This is a genomic window from Nocardioides sp. PD653-B2 (assembly GCF_002117935.1).
Taxonomy (GTDB): domain Bacteria; phylum Actinomycetota; class Actinomycetes; order Propionibacteriales; family Nocardioidaceae; genus Nocardioides.
Window position 1 is genome coordinate 88,248 of the sequence record NZ_BDJE01000011.1, and the last position, 15,222, is coordinate 103,469.

The window sequence follows — 15,222 nt, forward strand, 5'->3', positions numbered from 1 at the left end:
CCCGCCGGTGAGCGCCGACCCGTCCGGCGAGGAACCGTCGGGTGGGCGGCTCCGACCGACGTCGGCCGGTGTCCTCACCGGATGGGGGGTCGCCGGCCTGGTCGGCGGCTGGCTGCTGCACCCCCTCACCGTGCGGTGGCGGGGCAGCGCCCCGATCGTCACCTGGGCGCAACCGCTGGCGCTGGTCCTGGTCGCCGCGATCCTCGGCGCGACGGCGTACCTCACCTGGCGCACCGTGCACGTCCAGCGCCGGCGGCTCGAGCCGAACCAGGCGGTCAACCGCCTCGTGCTGGCCCGGGCCTGCGCGCTCGTCGGTGCGCTCGTCGCCGGCGGCTACGTCGGCTACGCCGTGACCTGGCTCGGCAACGACGCCGAGCTCGCGGCCCAGCGAGCGCTGCGGTCGGGCATCGCGGGGGCCGCGGGCGTGGCGATCGTCGTCACCGCGATGCTCCTGGAGCGCGCGTGTCGCGTCCGTTCCGACGGGGACGAAGCCTAACCTCGGGGGTATGGCTTCCCCCCAGGCATCATCCGCCGGCCGACGCCGGCAGCGCAGCACCCGACTGACCGTCGCCGTCGTCCTGCTCGCCGTCTCGGCGCTGGCCGTCCTCGGCGCGGTCATCAGCGGCACCTGGATCCTCGTGGTGCTCGCCGCCGTCCTCGGTGTCGTCCTCGGCGCCGCGGCCACCCGGATCACCCACTCCGAGCTCGCCGACGCCCGCCGCGACGCCGCGCGTGACCGCGCCGAGCAGGCCCGCGCCTACCGCGACCTGACCGACACGCGCACGGCCGAGCACACCGCCTTCGCCGAGTCCATGCAGGAGCGCCTGACCCGCCACCAGACGGCCGTCCACGAGCTCGAGGACGCGCTGACCGCCGCCCAGGGGCGCGCCGCCGAGGCGACCCGCAGGCTGGACGCCGAGACGCGGCGCGCCGACCTCGCCGAGACCGACGGCCGCACGACCGCCACGTTGCTCGAGCAGTCGCAGCAGCGCGCGGCCGAGGCGATCGTCCGGGTCGCCGAGCTCGAGCAGGAGCTGGACGTCGTCCGCGCCGAGCTCGAGGCCATCACCCAGATCCGGGCCGCGAAGCGGACCGGATGACGGTGGTCGAGCAAGCCGCGCGAGCGAGGAACGAGGTCGCGACCCGCGTGCCGAGACCTCGTGACGTACGAACGGGCCTCGACCACGGCGCGTGACGCCCGTCGGCAGGGGTGCGGCACAATCGCGACCGTGATCCCCGACGACAACCGGTTCGAGAGCGACCCCGACGAGGTGCTGGGCGACGTGCCCGGCCTGCCGCGAGGCTGGACGGTCGGCACGCCCGACCCCGCCGACCGGTTCGACGTCGCCCGGCTGACCCAGCTGCTCCGTGCCCACGAGCGGCACGGCCGGGGCTGGGCGGGTGCCTCGGTCGACGACGTCCTCGTCGAGGTCTCCGAGCACGGCCTGTTGATGCGCGAGAACGTCGTGGTCCGCGACGCCGAGGGCGACATCCAGGCCTGGGGCAGCGTCCACGACCGCTCGGTCGGCCGGATGCTCTTCGTCCACGTCGTGCAGCGCGAGCTGCCCGACGACGTCGCCGACACCTGCTCGGACCTGCTGTTCGAGTGGGCCGAGGCGCAGGCCCGCTCCGTCGGCGCCGCGCGCGGTCTCGAGACCCAGCAGATCGACACCGGCGCCTTCGAGGGCGACGAGCGCCAGGCCCGCTGGCTGGCCGGGGCCGGCTTCGAGAAGGTCCGCACCTGGTGGCAGATGAGCCGTCCGGTCACGCCCGACGAGGAGGGTCTCGTCGAGACCCCCGACCACTGGGAGAACGGCGGTGTCGTCTTCCGGCTGGTCCGGCGCACCGGCACCGGCATGCCCGACGAGAGCGACCTGCGCGAGGTGCACGACGTCCTGGAGGGGGCGTTCGTGGACCACTTCAACTCCAGCGAGGAGACCTTCGAGGAGTTCATCCACCGGCTGCGCGAGGACCCCGGGCACCGCTGGGACCACTGGTGGCTGGCCGAGCTGGTCGACCCCGACAGCGGCGACCGGCCGCAGCCGGTCGGCGCGCTGATCGGCACCGTCTCGGAGAGCGCGAACGGCCCGGACGGCTCGTACGTGTCCTACCTCGGCGTGCTCGAGGCCGCTCGGGGCCGGGGGGTGGCCAAGGGCCTGCTGCGCACGATCATCGCGGACGCCGCCGGCCGAGGCCGCGACCGGGTCGGCCTCGAGGTCGACGCCGACTCGCCGACCGGCGCGGCCGGGCTCTACACGTCGATGGGCTGGCAGACCAAGTACGTCACGGAGTCCTGGCACCGCGACGTCCCGGTCACGTCCTAGTCGCCGCCTCGGCCTCGGTCATCTCGGCGAGCGCCGCGCGCAGCGCGTGGTGCACCCCGTTGGGCGTCAGCACGCCCACGAACTGCGCCCCCTGCTTGATCCCGATCATGCCGCGGTCCTCGCGCAGGAGTGCCGCGAGCGCCGCGCCCAGCGTGGTGTCGGCGTCGATCGCCGAGCCGAGGTCGCCGACGCTCACGCGGTCGAGCGGCTCGACGTGGGCGGGGTCCAGCGGGATCACGTCGAGCCGGCGCAGGCCCGAGGTCGACCCGACGAACTCGGCGACGAAGTCGTCGGCCGGGCGGCCGAGCACCCGGGCCGGGGTGTCGTACTGGGCCAGCCGCCCCCCGGCCGCGAAGATCGCGACCTTGTCGCCCAGCCGGACGGCCTCGTCGATGTCGTGGGTGACCAGCACGACGGTGATGCCGAGCTCGTCGTGCAGCCGGAGGAACTCGTCCTGGAGCCGCAGCCGCACCAGGGGGTCGACCGCGCCGAACGGCTCGTCCATGAGCAGCACCGGTGGGTGCGCCGCGAGCGCGCGGGCCACGCCGACCCGCTGCTGCTGACCGCCCGAGAGCTGGTGCGGGTAGCGGTCGGCGTACGTCGCCGGGTCGAGCCCGACCAGCTCCATCAGCTCGGCGGCCCGCTCCCGCGCCGTCGCCTTGGACTCGCCGTACAGGAGCGGCACTGTCATCACGTTGGTGATGACCTTCTGGTGCGGGAAGAGACCGACCTGCTGGATGACGTAGCCGATGCCGCGGCGCAGCGTGACCGGGTCCTGGTGGGTGACGTCCTGGCCGTCGATCTCGATCGTGCCGCTCGTGGGCTCGATCAGCCGGTTGATCATCTTCAGCGTCGTCGACTTGCCGCACCCCGAGGGCCCGACGAGGGTGACCAGCTCACCCCGGTTGACGACCAGGTCGAGCTCGTGGACGGCGACGGTGCCGTCCTCGTAGGTCTTGCCGACCCCGGAGAGCCGGATCATCGGATCGCGCGGCGTCGTGGAGGTCGGGGCGGAGGAGCGGGTACCGTCCATGCGGTGACCCTACTCGTGGCCGCCGCCGCAGCCGGTGAGCCGAGTTGCTACAGCAGGCTCACGAACGAGTGGTTCTGCGGTCAGTACCTCCAGGACCGCAGGTCCGAGCTGGTGGACGCGACGACCCAGCACCTGGAGATCACGGTCGTCTCGGTGCTGCTCGGGGTCGTGATCGCGTTTCCCCTGGCCCTGCTGGCCCGGCGCCTCCCGCGACTGGAGTCGGGCATCCTCGGCCTGACGACCGCGATCTACACGATCCCATCGCTCGCGCTGCTGCCGCTGCTCGTCCCGTTCACCGGCCTGAGCGCCACCACCGTCGTGATCGGGCTGGCGCTCTACGCCCTGACGATCCTGGTGCGCAGCATGCTGGAGGGGCTGCGCTCGGTGCCCGACGAGGTCCGTGAGTCCGCGATCGGCCTGGGCTTCGGCAGCACCCGTCTGCTGCTGAAGGTCGACCTCCCGCTCGCCCTGCCGGTGATCATGGCCGGCCTGCGCGTCGCCACCGTGTCGACCGTCGCGCTGACCACCGTCGGTTCGCTGGTCGCGTACGGCGGTCTCGGGAACCTGATCAAGGACGGGGTGAGCACGAACTTCCGCGCCGAGCTCATGGCCGCCTCGATCCTTTGCGTCGTGATCGCCGTCGTGCTCGACCTGCTGATCGTCCTCACGCAGCGACTCCTGACGCCCTGGACCCGGGGGGTGCGGGCATGACCGTCGTCTCCGACGCGTGGGACTACCTCACGACCGCGGCCAACTGGACCGGTGACGACGGCATGCTCCAGCTGCTGGTGCAGCAGCTGTTGCTCAGCGCCACCGCGCTCCTGGTCGCGGTGGTCATCGGTCTCCCGATCGCGCTCTGGCTCGGGCACCTCGGCCGCGGCGGGTTCCTCGCCATCAATGTCTCGAACGTCGGCCGCGCCGTCCCGACGTTCGCGCTGCTGGCCCTCCTGGTCACCGCCGACTGGCCGGGTACCGCGTCGTTCGGGCCCTACGGACGTGCGGGCCTGGCGACCATCATCGCCCTCACCCTCTTCGCGCTACCGCCGATCATCACCAACGGCTATGTCGCGGTCGTGGAGGTCTCGCCCTCCGTCAAGCAGGCGGCCGACGGCATGGGCATGACCGGCTGGCAGAAGTTCTTCCGCGTGGAGCTGCCGCTCTCCGCGCCGTTGGTGATGTCCGGGGTGCGCCTGGCACTGGTCCAGGTGTGGGCGACGGCGACGATCGCCGCGCTGGTCGCCGGGCCCGGCCTCGGCCAGGTGATCACCGACGGCTTCTACCGCACCAACTACGGGAAGGGCATTGCCGGAGCCATCGTGGTGGCCCTGGTCGCGCTCCTCCTCGAGGTGGTCGCCGCCCTGGTCCAGCGGGTGCTCGACCCGACGCCCCGGGCGTCGTCACCACCACGTCTCCGGGGAATGTCGGAGGGCGGGCCTATCGTTACCGAGGCGACCGACGCCGTCGGCCACTAGCGCGACCGGACACGCGCGGCCTCGTGCCGCGGGACACAGAAGGTGACTCACATGCACGCACGCCGCTCCCTCGCCGCGGTTCTCGCCGTCGGCTCCCTCTTGCTCGCCACGGCCTGTGCCGGCAGCGACCTCAGCGACGACACCGCCAGCGAGGGCGACACCACGCCCGCCGCCGGGGCCGACCAGGGCCCCGTGCGGATCTCCGGGCAGAGCTTCCCCGAGGCCGCCCTCGTCGCGGCGATGTACGACGAGCTCCTGACCGACGCCGGCTACCAGACCGACGTCAAGCTCGTCGACACCCGCGACGCCTACATGGCGACGTTCCCCCAGAGCATCGACGTGGTGCCGGAGTACGTCGGCGGCATCGTCAACTTCCTCAACGCGAAGAAGAACGGCGCCGACGCCGAGCCGTTCACCGCCGGAGACGGCGCCGAGCTCGCCGACCAGGGCAAGTCGCTGCTCGACGAGGCCGGGATCTCGCTCCTCGACACCTCCCCGGCGACGGACACCAACGCGTTCTTCGTCACCCAGGAATACTCCGACTCCGAGGGCGTCACGACGCTCTCCGACCTCGCAGGCAAGTCGGTCACGCTGGCAGCGGCTCCCGACTGCGAGGGCCGCCTCGACTGCGAGGGCGGTCTCACGGACGAGTACGGCATCGACGTCACCAAGGTGCTGCCTCTCGGTTACGCGAGCGACCAGACCTACCAGTCGGTGATCGATGGCGAGAGCGAGCTCGGCGAGACCAGCACCACCGACGGCACCCTGGCGTCCCAGGGCCTCGTGGTGCTCGAGGACGACAAGCAGATCCAGCCGGCCCAGAACCTCGTGCCGGCGGTGAGCACCGCGTTCCTCGACGCCCACCCGGACGTCGCCGACGTCCTCAACAGCCTGATGGCCGCCCTCACCACCGAGAAGCTCACCGAGCTCAACGCCTCGGTGTCGGTCGACCGTGAGAAGCCCGAGGACGTCGCACACCAGTTCCTGGTGGACGCGGGTCTCCTCTGACCCGCTGCGGTCCCGACGATGCCGGGAGCGGCGCCGCCGGCGCCGCTCCCGGGTCGGCACGTCTCCAGCAACCGCAACCTCAGACGCGGATCTCGAAGTCCCGCACCGCGAGCGCGGCCGGGTCGACCGAGGCCGGGTCGAGGACCGGTACGTCGATCCGTGGGCCCGTCGGCGTGACGACCTGGGGCACCGGCGCGCCGAGCCCGGCGACGTAGGTCATCACCGCGGCGGCGTCCTCCCGCCGCCCCTGCTCCACCAGCCAGCCGGTGAGCCGGTGCACGGGCGGGAGCCCGGAGTGGGTGAGCGACCGCGCGCCCCAGAGCTCGCGGACGCCCGCCGTCAGCAGCTCCCACCACGCGTCCGTGCAGCCCGGGATCTCGGTGAAGTAGCGGTGCAGGTCGCCGGCGAGCACCCGGTCCACGAAGACCTCCGTCACCTCCTCGGAGCCGAGGTCGCGCACGCTGGCCAGCGACATCCGCTTGGTCTCCCACCGGTCGCGCAGGTCGTCGAGCGAGGACCGCTGCTGGGTGATCGACGAGCCGTCGTGGCGGATCCGCCAGTGGTAGACGACCTCCGGGACCACGCCGAAGCGCTGCGCCGCGACGTACGCCCGGGTCGTGGTGGGCTGGTCCTCGTAGCGGATGCCCTCGGGCCAGGAGAGGTCCGCGCCGTCCCAGAACGCCCGGCGGAAGAGCTTGTTCCAGGCGAAGACGTCGCCGAGGATCTCGGGGTGCTCGGTGATCGGGTACGCCGCGCGGTCGCGGTGGAGCCGGCGCATCCACGGCAGCTCGGTCAGCCGCTCGCCGTCCCACCGGGCGACCGACCCGGTCACGAAGTCGGAGCCGGTGCCGGTGAGCTGGCGCAGCAGGGTCCGGTAGGCCTCGGGGGGGACGACGTCGTCGGAGTCGGCGAAGGCCAGGATCTCGCCGGTCGCGTGCCGGACGCCCTCGTTGCGGGCGGCGCCGAGTCCGCGGTTGGCGGTGTGCACGACCCGCACCCGCGGGTCGCGGGCGGCGTAGTCGTCGGCGAGCGCGCCGGAGCCGTCGGTCGACCCGTCGTCGACCACGACGACCTCGAGGGCGCGGTGGCTCTGGGCGAGCACGCTGTCGAGGGCCTCCGGCAGGTACGCCTCGACGTCGTACACCGGGACGACGACGCTGACCAGTGGCGCCCGCCGTCCGAACTTCATGGCCTCACCGTACTGACCGTTAGGCTCCTTGCTCGTGACTGACCGCCCCGCCGACCCTAGCTCGGACCCCAGCTCGGACCCCAGCGCCGTCGACCCCGCCGACTACCCCCGCAAGGTGCTGTTCGTGGCGGGTGCGGGACGCAGTGGGACGAGCACGATGGCCGGGCTGATGCAGATCATGGGGCTGCACGTGCCGCAGCCCGAGGTGGTGGCCGACGAGACCAACCCGAAGGGCTTCGGAGAGCCGGCCTGGGTGGTCGAGAACCACGACCGGCTGCTCAGGGAGGCGGGCGTCCAGGTCAGCGACTCCCGGCCCGACGCGTGGTTCGAGACCGGGCGGGTCTCCACCAGGGAGCAGGAGCGGATCCGCGCCGCCGAGTGGCTGGAGAGCCACTTCAGCGAGGCGCCCGGCAACACCGAGCTCGTGGTCAAGGACCCGCGGCTGAGCTGGTTCCTGTCGCTGTGGCGGGTCGCCGCGGTCCGCACCGGCGCGACGCCGGTCTTCGCGACCATGCTCCGCCCGCCGGCCGAGGTGGTCGGCAGCAAGCAGACCTACTACAAGAACCGGCTGGGCTCGGCCCACCTCGCCGCCTCCTGGCTGAACATGCTGCTCCACACCGAGCGCGCCACCCGCGAGTCGGTCGCCGACGGCGGCCGGGTGTTCGTGCGGTACGCCGACCTGCTCGACGACTGGACCCGCGTCGTGATGCAGCTCGGCGAGCGGCTCGACCTCCAGCACGTCATGCACGCCCGCAGCGAGGCGATCCGCGACGGGCACCGCTTCGTCGACCCGAGCCTGCGCCGGATGACGCTGAGCCTCGACGACCTCGGCCTCCCGCCCCGGCTGCACGAGCTGACCGGCGAGACGTGGGAGGAGCTCAACAAGCTCGCCGAGCCCGGCGGGGACACCCCCGCCGCGCACCAGGCGCTCGACCAGCTGCGCGAGGCGTACGTCGAGCTCTACGAGGAGGCCGAGGCGATCTCGCGCTCCTCCGTCGTGGCCGCCGAGCAGCGCACCCGCAAGCAGCTGAGGGGGGCCGCGCCCGCGCCCGCAGCGCCGTCGCGGGTCGACAAGGTGCCGCACCGTCTCCGCGCCGCGGTCCCGGCACCGATGCGGCGCGGTCTGCGCAAGATGCTGGGCCGCAGCAGGTGACCGCTCACCTCGGGGCGACCGGGATCTCGAACCTGGAGGGCCACACCGACTACGACATCACCTGGCCGTGGCTGCGACCGGAAGGGCTGCGCCCGGGCTCGACCGCGGTGCTCCGGGTCAAGGACGAGGCCCCGTCGCTGCCGTTCGTGCTGCCGCCGCTGCTCCGCGCCTGCGACCACGTGCTGCTGGTCGACAACGGCTCGACCGACGCCACCACCGACGTCGCGCGCGAGACCGCGGCACGGGTGGGGCGCACCGACAAGCTGACGGTCACGTCGTACCCCTTCACGGTCGCCCGCGCCGGCGCCGAGCACCTCGCCCAGCACGAGCTGTCCGTGCACTCGCTCTCGTACTTCTACAACTGGTGCTTCGCGCAGGTCACCACGCGCTACTCGTGGAAGTGGGACGGCGACATGGTCCTCACCACCGAGGGCGAGGTCTCCATCGCCGACCTCGGCTGGCAGGTCGGCGACGTCCAGTCGATCATCCGGGTGCCGCGGCACGGGCTCTACCTGGCGAGCGACACGGTGGGCTACCTCGACCTCGGGCTCCGCAACGCCGAGGAGTGGGGCTTCCCGATCGGGCCGGACTTCGTCTACACCAAGGCCTTCGAGTGGGAGATCCGTACGACGCCGGTCGGCGTCCGCTCGATCGGTCTGCCGCAGGGCATGTGCGTGGAGCTGAAGTACCTCGACGGCGACGAGTTCGCGCACTGGACCGACCCCGAGTCGTTCGCGACCAGCTGGCGCAACAAGCGCAAGCGCCGCGAGTGGGAGGTCTTCCACGCGCTCCGGGAGGGCCGGGTGCTGCCCGGTGTCCACGAGATCACCGCGCCCGCCGGCGTGCACATCGTCGACCACGTGACCCACGACTGGCTGCCGCGCGCCCCGCGCCCCCTCGCCGTCGGCTGACCGCGACCCGTCGCTTGCGCACGTCGTGGGGTCGCTGACCCGTCGCGTGTGCACGTCCCGAGACCGCTGACCCGTCGTTCGTGCACGTCCCGGGACCGCTGACCCGTCGTTCGTGCACGTTGTGGAATCGCCGACCCGTCGATCGTGCGCGACCAGCTGCGACGGGTGAGCGCAGAATCCCGGGGCGCAAGCGACGGGTCAGCGCAGAATCCCGGAGCGCAAGCGACGGGTCAGCGCAGGAGAGTCGGTGTCGGGTAGGTCACGTCCGGATCCGTTCACTTGCCGAAACCGCAGGCGTAGATTCGAGATCGTCGGGGAAGACCAGTCCTCGACAGGGTTCATCCACAGACGAGCACACCGTCCGGTACCCACCCCGGCCCTCCCCGCTGATCGCGACAGGAGGGTGGTCGGAGGGACTGGAACGAAAGGTTCGACACATGCCGCACCTGACCCGCGAGACCGGCCTGCGCGTGGGCGTGATCGGCGCCGGACGCGTCGGCGCCGTCCTGGCCGCCGCCCTCGAAGCCGCCGGCCACCACGTGGTCGCCGCGGCCGGCGAGTCCGACGCCTCCCGCACCCGCATCGCCGACCTGCTGCCGGGCGCCACGCCCGCGAAGCCGACCGACGTCGCGCGCGCCAGTGACCTGCTGCTCCTGACCGTCCCCGACGACATGCTCCCCAACGTGGTGCGCGTGCTGAGCGACAGCGGCGCCGTCCGCGAGGGCCAGTACGTCGTGCACACCTCCGGCCTCCACGGCCTCCGGGTGCTCGAGCCGGCCGCCCGGGTCGGGGCCCGCGTCGTGGCGATGCACCCCGCGATGACCTTCACCGGCACGGCGCTCGACCTGGACCGCCTGCACGGCTGCGTCTTCGGCCTGACCGCCGGCGACGCCGAGCACGAGATCGCCGAGCAGCTGGTGGCCGACCTCGGTGGGCGCCCGATGTGGGTGCCCGAGGAGATGCGCACGCTCTACCACTCCGGGCTCGCCCACGGCGCGAACCACCTGGTCACCCTGGTCAGCCAGGCCATGGAGCTGCTCGCGGCCGCCGGCGCCGACGACCCGGCCGGCACCCTGCGCCCGCTGCTCACCGCCGCGCTCGACAACGCGCTCGAGCAGGGCGACTCGGCGCTCACCGGCCCGATGGTGCGCGGCGACGTCAACACCGTCCGCGCCCACCTCGCCGAGATTGCCGCCAACGCGCCGCACACGCTGCCGTCGTACGTCGCCATGGCCCGCGACACCCTCGACCGGGTCGTGACCGACGGCCGGCTGCTGCCGATCCGCGCGGCCGCGATGCGCCGGGTGCTCGACGCGGCCGTGGCCCCCGAGCGCGTGACGGGCCAGCCCGCCCCGGCGCCGCGCCGGCGATGAGTGCCTCACCCGTCCTCGCGCACACCCGCGAGGAGCTGTCGTCCTTGCTGTCCGCCGCGCGCGCAGGCGGCCGGCCGGTCGGGCTGGTGCCGACGATGGGTGCCCTCCACGAGGGCCACGCCAGCCTGATCCGTGCGGCGCGCGAGCGGATCGCCGACGGGCCGCTCGTCGTCTCGATCTTCGTCAACCCGCTCCAGTTCGGGGCGGGGGAGGACCTCGACCGCTACCCGCGCACGCTCGAGGACGACCTCAAGATCTGTGAGCGCGAGGGGGCCGACATCGTCTTCGCGCCGAGCGTCGAGGAGGTCTACCCGGGCGGCGACCCCCAGGTCACCGTGGCGCCCGGGCCCCTGGCCGCCGTCCTCGAGGGCAAGACCCGGCCCGGCCACTTCCAGGGCGTCCTGACCGTGGTGGCGAAGCTCTTCGGGCTGGTCCGGCCCGACGTCGCCGTGTTCGGGGAGAAGGACTACCAGCAGCTCGCCCTGATCCGGCGGATGGTGCTCGACCTCAACCTGGCGGTCGACGTCGTCGGCGCCGAGACCGTCCGGGAGCCCGACGGGCTGGCGCTGTCGAGCCGCAACCGCTACCTCGACGCCGAGCAGCGCCGCCAGGCGACCGCCCTCAGCCGCACCCTGCACGCAGCCCAGGACGGCGCTCGCTGGGGCGCCGACGTGGCCCTGGACGCCGCGCGGGCCGAGCTCCGGGCCGCCGACGGCGTCGACCTCGACTACCTCGTGATCACCGACCGCGACCTGGGCGACCTGCCCGCCGACGTACCCCCGGGCGCCGAGGCCCGGATCCTCATCGCCGCCCGGGTCGGCACCACCCGCCTGATCGACAACATGCCGCTCGTCCTGGGGTCTCCCGTGGCGCCGCGGGAAGGAGCGTCCTGATGCTGCGCACGATGATGAAGAGCAAGATCCACCGGGCGACCGTGACCCAGGCGGACCTCCACTACGTCGGTTCGGTCACCGTCGACGAGGACCTCCTCGACGCGGCCGACCTGCTGTCCGGCGAGCTGGTGCACATCGTCGACATCACCAACGGCGCCCGGCTCGAGACGTACACGATCGCGGGGGAGCGCGGCTCGGGTGTGATCGGCATCAACGGCGCCGCCGCCCGGCTGGTGCACCCCGGCGACCTCGTGATCCTGATCGCCTACGGGCAGATGGAGACCGCCGAGGCCCGTGAGTTCCAGCCGCACGTCGTCTTCGTGGACGCCGACAACGCCATCCTCGCGACCGGCTTCGACCCGGCCGAGGCGCCCGAGGGCTCCGGGCTGGTCCGCGGCGACCAGCTGGCCAGGCGCTAGCCTCCTGGGGTGCCTGCCCGCGAGATCGACGCGCCTGTACGCCGCGTCCCCGGCCGCCTCACCGCGCCCGAGCCAGGGTGGACCACCACCGCCGACGTCGTCGTGATCGGCTCCGGGATCGCCGGCCTGACCGCCGCGCTCCGGCTCCGGGGCCGGGTCGACAAGGTCCTGGTCGTCACCAAGGACGTGCTCGCCGCCGGCTCGACCCAGTGGGCCCAGGGCGGGATCGCCGCTGCCCTCGGTCCCGGTGACACGCCGGCCGAGCACGAGATCGACACCCTGGTCGCGGGCGCCGGCGCCTGCGACCCCGAGGCCGTACGCGTGCTCGTCACCGAGGGCCCCGAGGCCGTGCGCGAGCTGATCGCGCTCGGCACGAACTTCGACCACGACCCCGACGGCGAGCTGTCGCTGACCCGCGAGGGCGGCCACCACCGCGACCGGATCGCGCACGCCGGCGGCGACGCCACCGGCGCCGAGATCCAGCGGGCCCTGATCGCGGCCATCGAGCAGGCGCCCGAGATCGAGGTCATCCAGCACGCGCTCGCCGTCGACCTCCTGCTGGCCGACGACGGCGGCGTCGCCGGGGTCACCCTCCACGTGATGGGCGAGGGGCAGCGCGACGGCGTCGGCGCGGTGCGCTGCCGGGCGGTCGTGCTCGCCAGCGGCGGCCTCGGCCAGGTCTTCTCCCAGACCACCAACCCCGCGGTCTCGACCGGCGACGGCATGGCGGTCGCGCTGCGGGCCGGTGCGGTGCTGCGCGACCTCGAGTTCGTGCAGTTCCACCCGACCGTGATGTACCTCGGCCCCGAGTCCCGCGGCCAGCAGCCGCTGATTTCCGAGGCGGTGCGCGGCGAGGGCGCGTTCCTCGTCGACTTCGAGGGCAACCGCTTCATGCAGGGCGTCCACGAGCTCGCCGACCTCGCGCCGCGCGACGTCGTCGCGAAGGCGATCATGCGCCGGATGCTCGACAGCGACCACCCGCACATGTGGCTCGACGCCCGCCACCTCGGCGCGGACTTCTGGGAGCGCCGCTTCCCGACCATCCTGGCCACCGCCCGCAGCCACGGCGTCGACCCGGTCACCGACCTGATCCCGGTCGCGCCCGCCTGCCACTACGCCTCCGGCGGGGTCCGCACGGACCTGTGGGGCCGCTCCGACGTCCCCGGCCTCTACGCCACCGGCGAGGTCGCCTGCTCGGGTGTGCACGGCGCCAACCGGCTCGCCTCCAACTCGCTGCTCGAGGGGCTCGTCTTCTCCCGCCGGATCGCGACGGTGCTGCCCGGCGAGCTGCGGCCGCTGGCCGAGCCCGCGACCGACGTGCGCACCGCCGGCCTGGTGCCGGGTGGCGTACGCCGCGAGCTACAGGAGGTGATGACCTCCCAGGTCGGAGTGCTCCGCTCGGCCGCGGGCCTGGCCGACGCCACCCAGCTGCTCGACAAGCTGGCCGGTCTGCGTGCCGACGTGATCGACCAGGAGTCGTGGGAGACCACCAACCTGCTCACCCTCAGCGTCGCGCTCGCCGACGCCGCCACCCTGCGCGAGGAGACCCGCGGGTCCCACTGGCGTGAGGACTTCCCCGAGCGCGACGACGTGCACTTCGCCGGTCACTTCGACGCGGTGACGTCCGACGGCGCGACCACGCTGGAGTTCGTGGTCGCCGCCCCGAGTGATGGAGGCAGCGCATGACGATCGCGCGCACGCCGTACGGCGACCTGCCCCGCACCCTGATCGACGAGCTCACCGCGGCCGGGCTCGACCCGGTCGTCGTCTACGGGCTGGTCGAGACCGCCTTCGAGGAGGACCTCCCGCACCGCGGCGTCGACGTCACCAGCGAGGCGATGCCGAGCATGGGCACCGGCACCGCCGACTTCGTCGCCCGCGAGCCGGGCGTGGTGGCCGGGCTCGCCGTGGCCGAGCTGGCGTTCGTCTACGCGATGGACGGCGCGGTCGAGGTGTCCGACCGGGTCCCCGACGGCACCCGCGTCGCCGCCGGCGACACCGTGCTGCGGGTCAGCGGGCCGCTGAAGGAGCTGCTCACCGCCGAGCGGACCGCGCTCAACTTCGCCTCCCACCTGTCCGGCGTCGCGACCGCGACCGCCGCCTGGGTCGCCGCTCTCGAGGGCACCCGGGCGCGGGTGCTCGACACCCGCAAGACGCTCCCGACGTACCGCGCGCTCCAGAAGTACGCCGTGCGCTGCGGCGGCGGCGTCAACCACCGCTTCAGCCTCAGCGACCGCGCCATGGTCAAGGACAACCACGTGCTCGCCGCCGGCGGGGTGGTGCCGGCGTACGAGGCCGTGCGGGCCGCCTACCCCGATCTGCGCGTCGAGGTCGAGGTGACCGACCTCGACCAGCTCGAGGAGCTGCTGGCCGCCGGCTGCACCGAGATCCTGCTCGACAACATGGACACACCCGTCATGGCCGAGGCCGTGCGGCTGGTCCAACGGTCGGGGGCCGCCGGGCGGGTCACGCTGGAGGCGTCGGGCGGGCTGACCATCGAGCGCGCCCGCGAGGTGGCCGAGACGGGCGTCGACTTCATCTCGGTCGGGGCGCTCACCCACTCCGTCAAGGTCTTCGACCTGGGAATGGACCTCTCACCCCGCGACGACACTCGCTCGGCTCCCGCCGCGCCGGAGCCCCCGGGATCTCGGCCGTCATGAGCCTGCTGGTCGCCGACATCGGCAACAGCCACACGATGCTGGGCCTGCTCGTCGACGGGGAGGTCACCGCCGACTGGCGGGTCGCCACCGACGAGCGGCACACCTCCGACGAGTGGGCGGTGCTGCTGCGGGGTCTCCTGGGCCGCGCGATCGACGACGTCGACGGGATCGCGGTCTGCGCGACGGTGCCCGCGGTGCTGCACGAGTGGCGCGACATGCTGGCCCGCCACTTCGACGGCGTCCCCTGCGTGGTCGTCGAGCCGGGCATCCGCACCGGGGTGCCGGTGCTGATGGACAACCCCCGCGAGGTCGGCACCGACCGGATCGTCAACGCGCTCGCCGCGGTCCACGAGTACGGCGGACCCGCGATCGTCGTCGACTTCGGCGGCACCGCGACGACATTCGACGTGATCAGCCCGCAGGGCCAGTACGTCGGCGGCGCGATCGCCCCGGGAATCGAGATCTCGCTCGAGGCGCTCGGCCGTCGCGGCGCCCAGCTGCGCAAAGTCGAATTGCTCCGCCCGCGGTCGGTGATCGCCAAGAACACCGTCGAGGCGCTCCAGTCGGGAATGGTTTTCGGCGTGGCTAGCCAGGTCGAGGGAATTGTCTCGCGGATGATCGCCGAGCTCGGTGTGGCGACCGAGGACGTGCACGTCATTGCGACCGGTTACCTCGCGCCTCTGGTGGTCGACGAGTGCCGCAGCTTCACCCACCACGCCCCGTGGTTGACACTGCGTGGGCTGGGGCTGGTCTTCTCTCGTAACGCGTGACCCTATTCGGTTTCGGT

The 15,222-nt window shown here is 72.9% G+C and carries 16 protein-coding genes; 14 read left to right on the forward strand and 2 right to left on the reverse strand.

The window, feature by feature from the left end; genetic code table 11:
* Positions 1–7: 7 nt before the first annotated feature.
* From PD653B2_RS05365 to PD653B2_RS05375, 3 genes are all read left to right on the forward strand, one after another.
* Positions 8–496: a DUF3180 domain-containing protein gene (locus PD653B2_RS05365; protein ID WP_085871305.1), complete on the forward strand. Its 489-nt coding sequence runs from the start codon at positions 8–10 to the stop codon at positions 494–496.
* 10 nt (positions 497–506) lie between these two features.
* Positions 507–1,100: a hypothetical protein gene (locus PD653B2_RS05370; protein ID WP_085871306.1), complete on the forward strand. Its 594-nt coding sequence runs from the start codon at positions 507–509 to the stop codon at positions 1,098–1,100.
* A 129-nt stretch (positions 1,101–1,229) separates the two neighbouring features.
* Positions 1,230–2,324: a GNAT family N-acetyltransferase gene (locus tag PD653B2_RS05375; RefSeq protein ID WP_207559336.1), complete on the forward strand. Its 1,095-nt coding sequence runs from the start codon at positions 1,230–1,232 to the stop codon at positions 2,322–2,324.
* On the opposite strand, the gene PD653B2_RS05380 is transcribed toward PD653B2_RS05375, so the two are convergent.
* Entirely contained in the window at positions 2,314–3,357 is a 1,044-nt protein-coding gene (locus PD653B2_RS05380; protein WP_207559337.1) for an ABC transporter ATP-binding protein, read from the reverse strand. The genes PD653B2_RS05375 and PD653B2_RS05380 overlap by 11 nt on opposite strands.
* 3 nt (positions 3,358–3,360) lie before the next feature.
* Between PD653B2_RS05380 and PD653B2_RS05385 the strand changes: the two genes are divergently transcribed.
* Genes PD653B2_RS05385 through PD653B2_RS05395 form a run of 3 tightly spaced genes read left to right on the forward strand, consistent with a single transcriptional unit; the run spans position 3,361 to position 5,837 of the window.
* Complete coding sequence (locus PD653B2_RS05385; RefSeq protein WP_085871307.1) at positions 3,361–4,068, forward strand: ABC transporter permease; 708 nt, start codon at positions 3,361–3,363, stop codon at positions 4,066–4,068.
* The gene (locus PD653B2_RS05390) at positions 4,065–4,829 is read left to right on the forward strand and encodes an ABC transporter permease (protein WP_085871308.1); all 765 of its coding nucleotides are present in this window, start codon (positions 4,065–4,067) and stop codon (positions 4,827–4,829) included. Before PD653B2_RS05385 ends, PD653B2_RS05390 begins: the two co-directional genes overlap by 4 nt.
* Before the next feature lie 51 nt (positions 4,830–4,880).
* The gene (locus tag PD653B2_RS05395) at positions 4,881–5,837 is read left to right on the forward strand and encodes an ABC transporter substrate-binding protein (RefSeq protein WP_085871309.1); all 957 of its coding nucleotides are present in this window, start codon (positions 4,881–4,883) and stop codon (positions 5,835–5,837) included.
* Positions 5,838–5,916: 79 nt separating this feature from the next.
* Here PD653B2_RS05395 and PD653B2_RS05400 read toward each other — a convergent pair whose 3' ends face one another.
* Positions 5,917–7,026 (reverse strand): glycosyltransferase family 2 protein, encoded by a 1,110-nt coding sequence (locus PD653B2_RS05400; RefSeq protein ID WP_085871310.1) that lies wholly within the window; start codon positions 7,024–7,026, stop codon positions 5,917–5,919.
* 34 nt (positions 7,027–7,060) lie between these two features.
* On the opposite strand from PD653B2_RS05400, the gene PD653B2_RS05405 reads away from it, so the two are divergent.
* From PD653B2_RS05405 to PD653B2_RS05440, 8 genes are all read left to right on the forward strand, one after another.
* Positions 7,061–8,179 (forward strand): sulfotransferase family protein, encoded by a 1,119-nt coding sequence (locus tag PD653B2_RS05405; protein ID WP_085871311.1) that lies wholly within the window; start codon positions 7,061–7,063, stop codon positions 8,177–8,179.
* Complete coding sequence (locus PD653B2_RS05410; protein WP_085871312.1) at positions 8,176–9,090, forward strand: hypothetical protein; 915 nt, start codon at positions 8,176–8,178, stop codon at positions 9,088–9,090. The genes PD653B2_RS05405 and PD653B2_RS05410 overlap by 4 nt, the downstream gene beginning before the upstream one ends.
* A gap of 437 nt (positions 9,091–9,527) precedes the next feature.
* Complete coding sequence (locus tag PD653B2_RS05415; protein ID WP_085871313.1) at positions 9,528–10,463, forward strand: Rossmann-like and DUF2520 domain-containing protein; 936 nt, start codon at positions 9,528–9,530, stop codon at positions 10,461–10,463.
* On the forward strand, positions 10,460–11,356 hold the full coding sequence (panC, locus tag PD653B2_RS05420) for a pantoate--beta-alanine ligase (protein ID WP_085871314.1): 897 nt from the start codon (positions 10,460–10,462) through the stop codon (positions 11,354–11,356). Before PD653B2_RS05415 ends, panC begins: the two co-directional genes overlap by 4 nt.
* On the forward strand, positions 11,356–11,775 hold the full coding sequence (gene panD / locus PD653B2_RS05425; RefSeq protein WP_085871315.1) for an aspartate 1-decarboxylase: 420 nt from the start codon (positions 11,356–11,358) through the stop codon (positions 11,773–11,775). Before panC ends, panD begins: the two co-directional genes overlap by 1 nt.
* A 9-nt stretch (positions 11,776–11,784) precedes the next feature.
* Positions 11,785–13,461, forward strand: a complete 1,677-nt coding sequence (locus tag PD653B2_RS05430; protein WP_089503890.1) for an L-aspartate oxidase — start codon at positions 11,785–11,787, stop codon at positions 13,459–13,461.
* On the forward strand, positions 13,458–14,435 hold the full coding sequence (gene nadC / locus PD653B2_RS05435) for a carboxylating nicotinate-nucleotide diphosphorylase (protein WP_085871316.1): 978 nt from the start codon (positions 13,458–13,460) through the stop codon (positions 14,433–14,435). The genes PD653B2_RS05430 and nadC overlap by 4 nt, the downstream gene beginning before the upstream one ends.
* A complete protein-coding gene (locus PD653B2_RS05440) occupies positions 14,432–15,205 on the forward strand; it encodes a type III pantothenate kinase (protein WP_085871317.1) in 774 nt (257 codons plus the stop codon). The genes nadC and PD653B2_RS05440 overlap by 4 nt, the downstream gene beginning before the upstream one ends.
* The last annotated feature ends 17 nt before the right edge of the window (positions 15,206–15,222 follow it).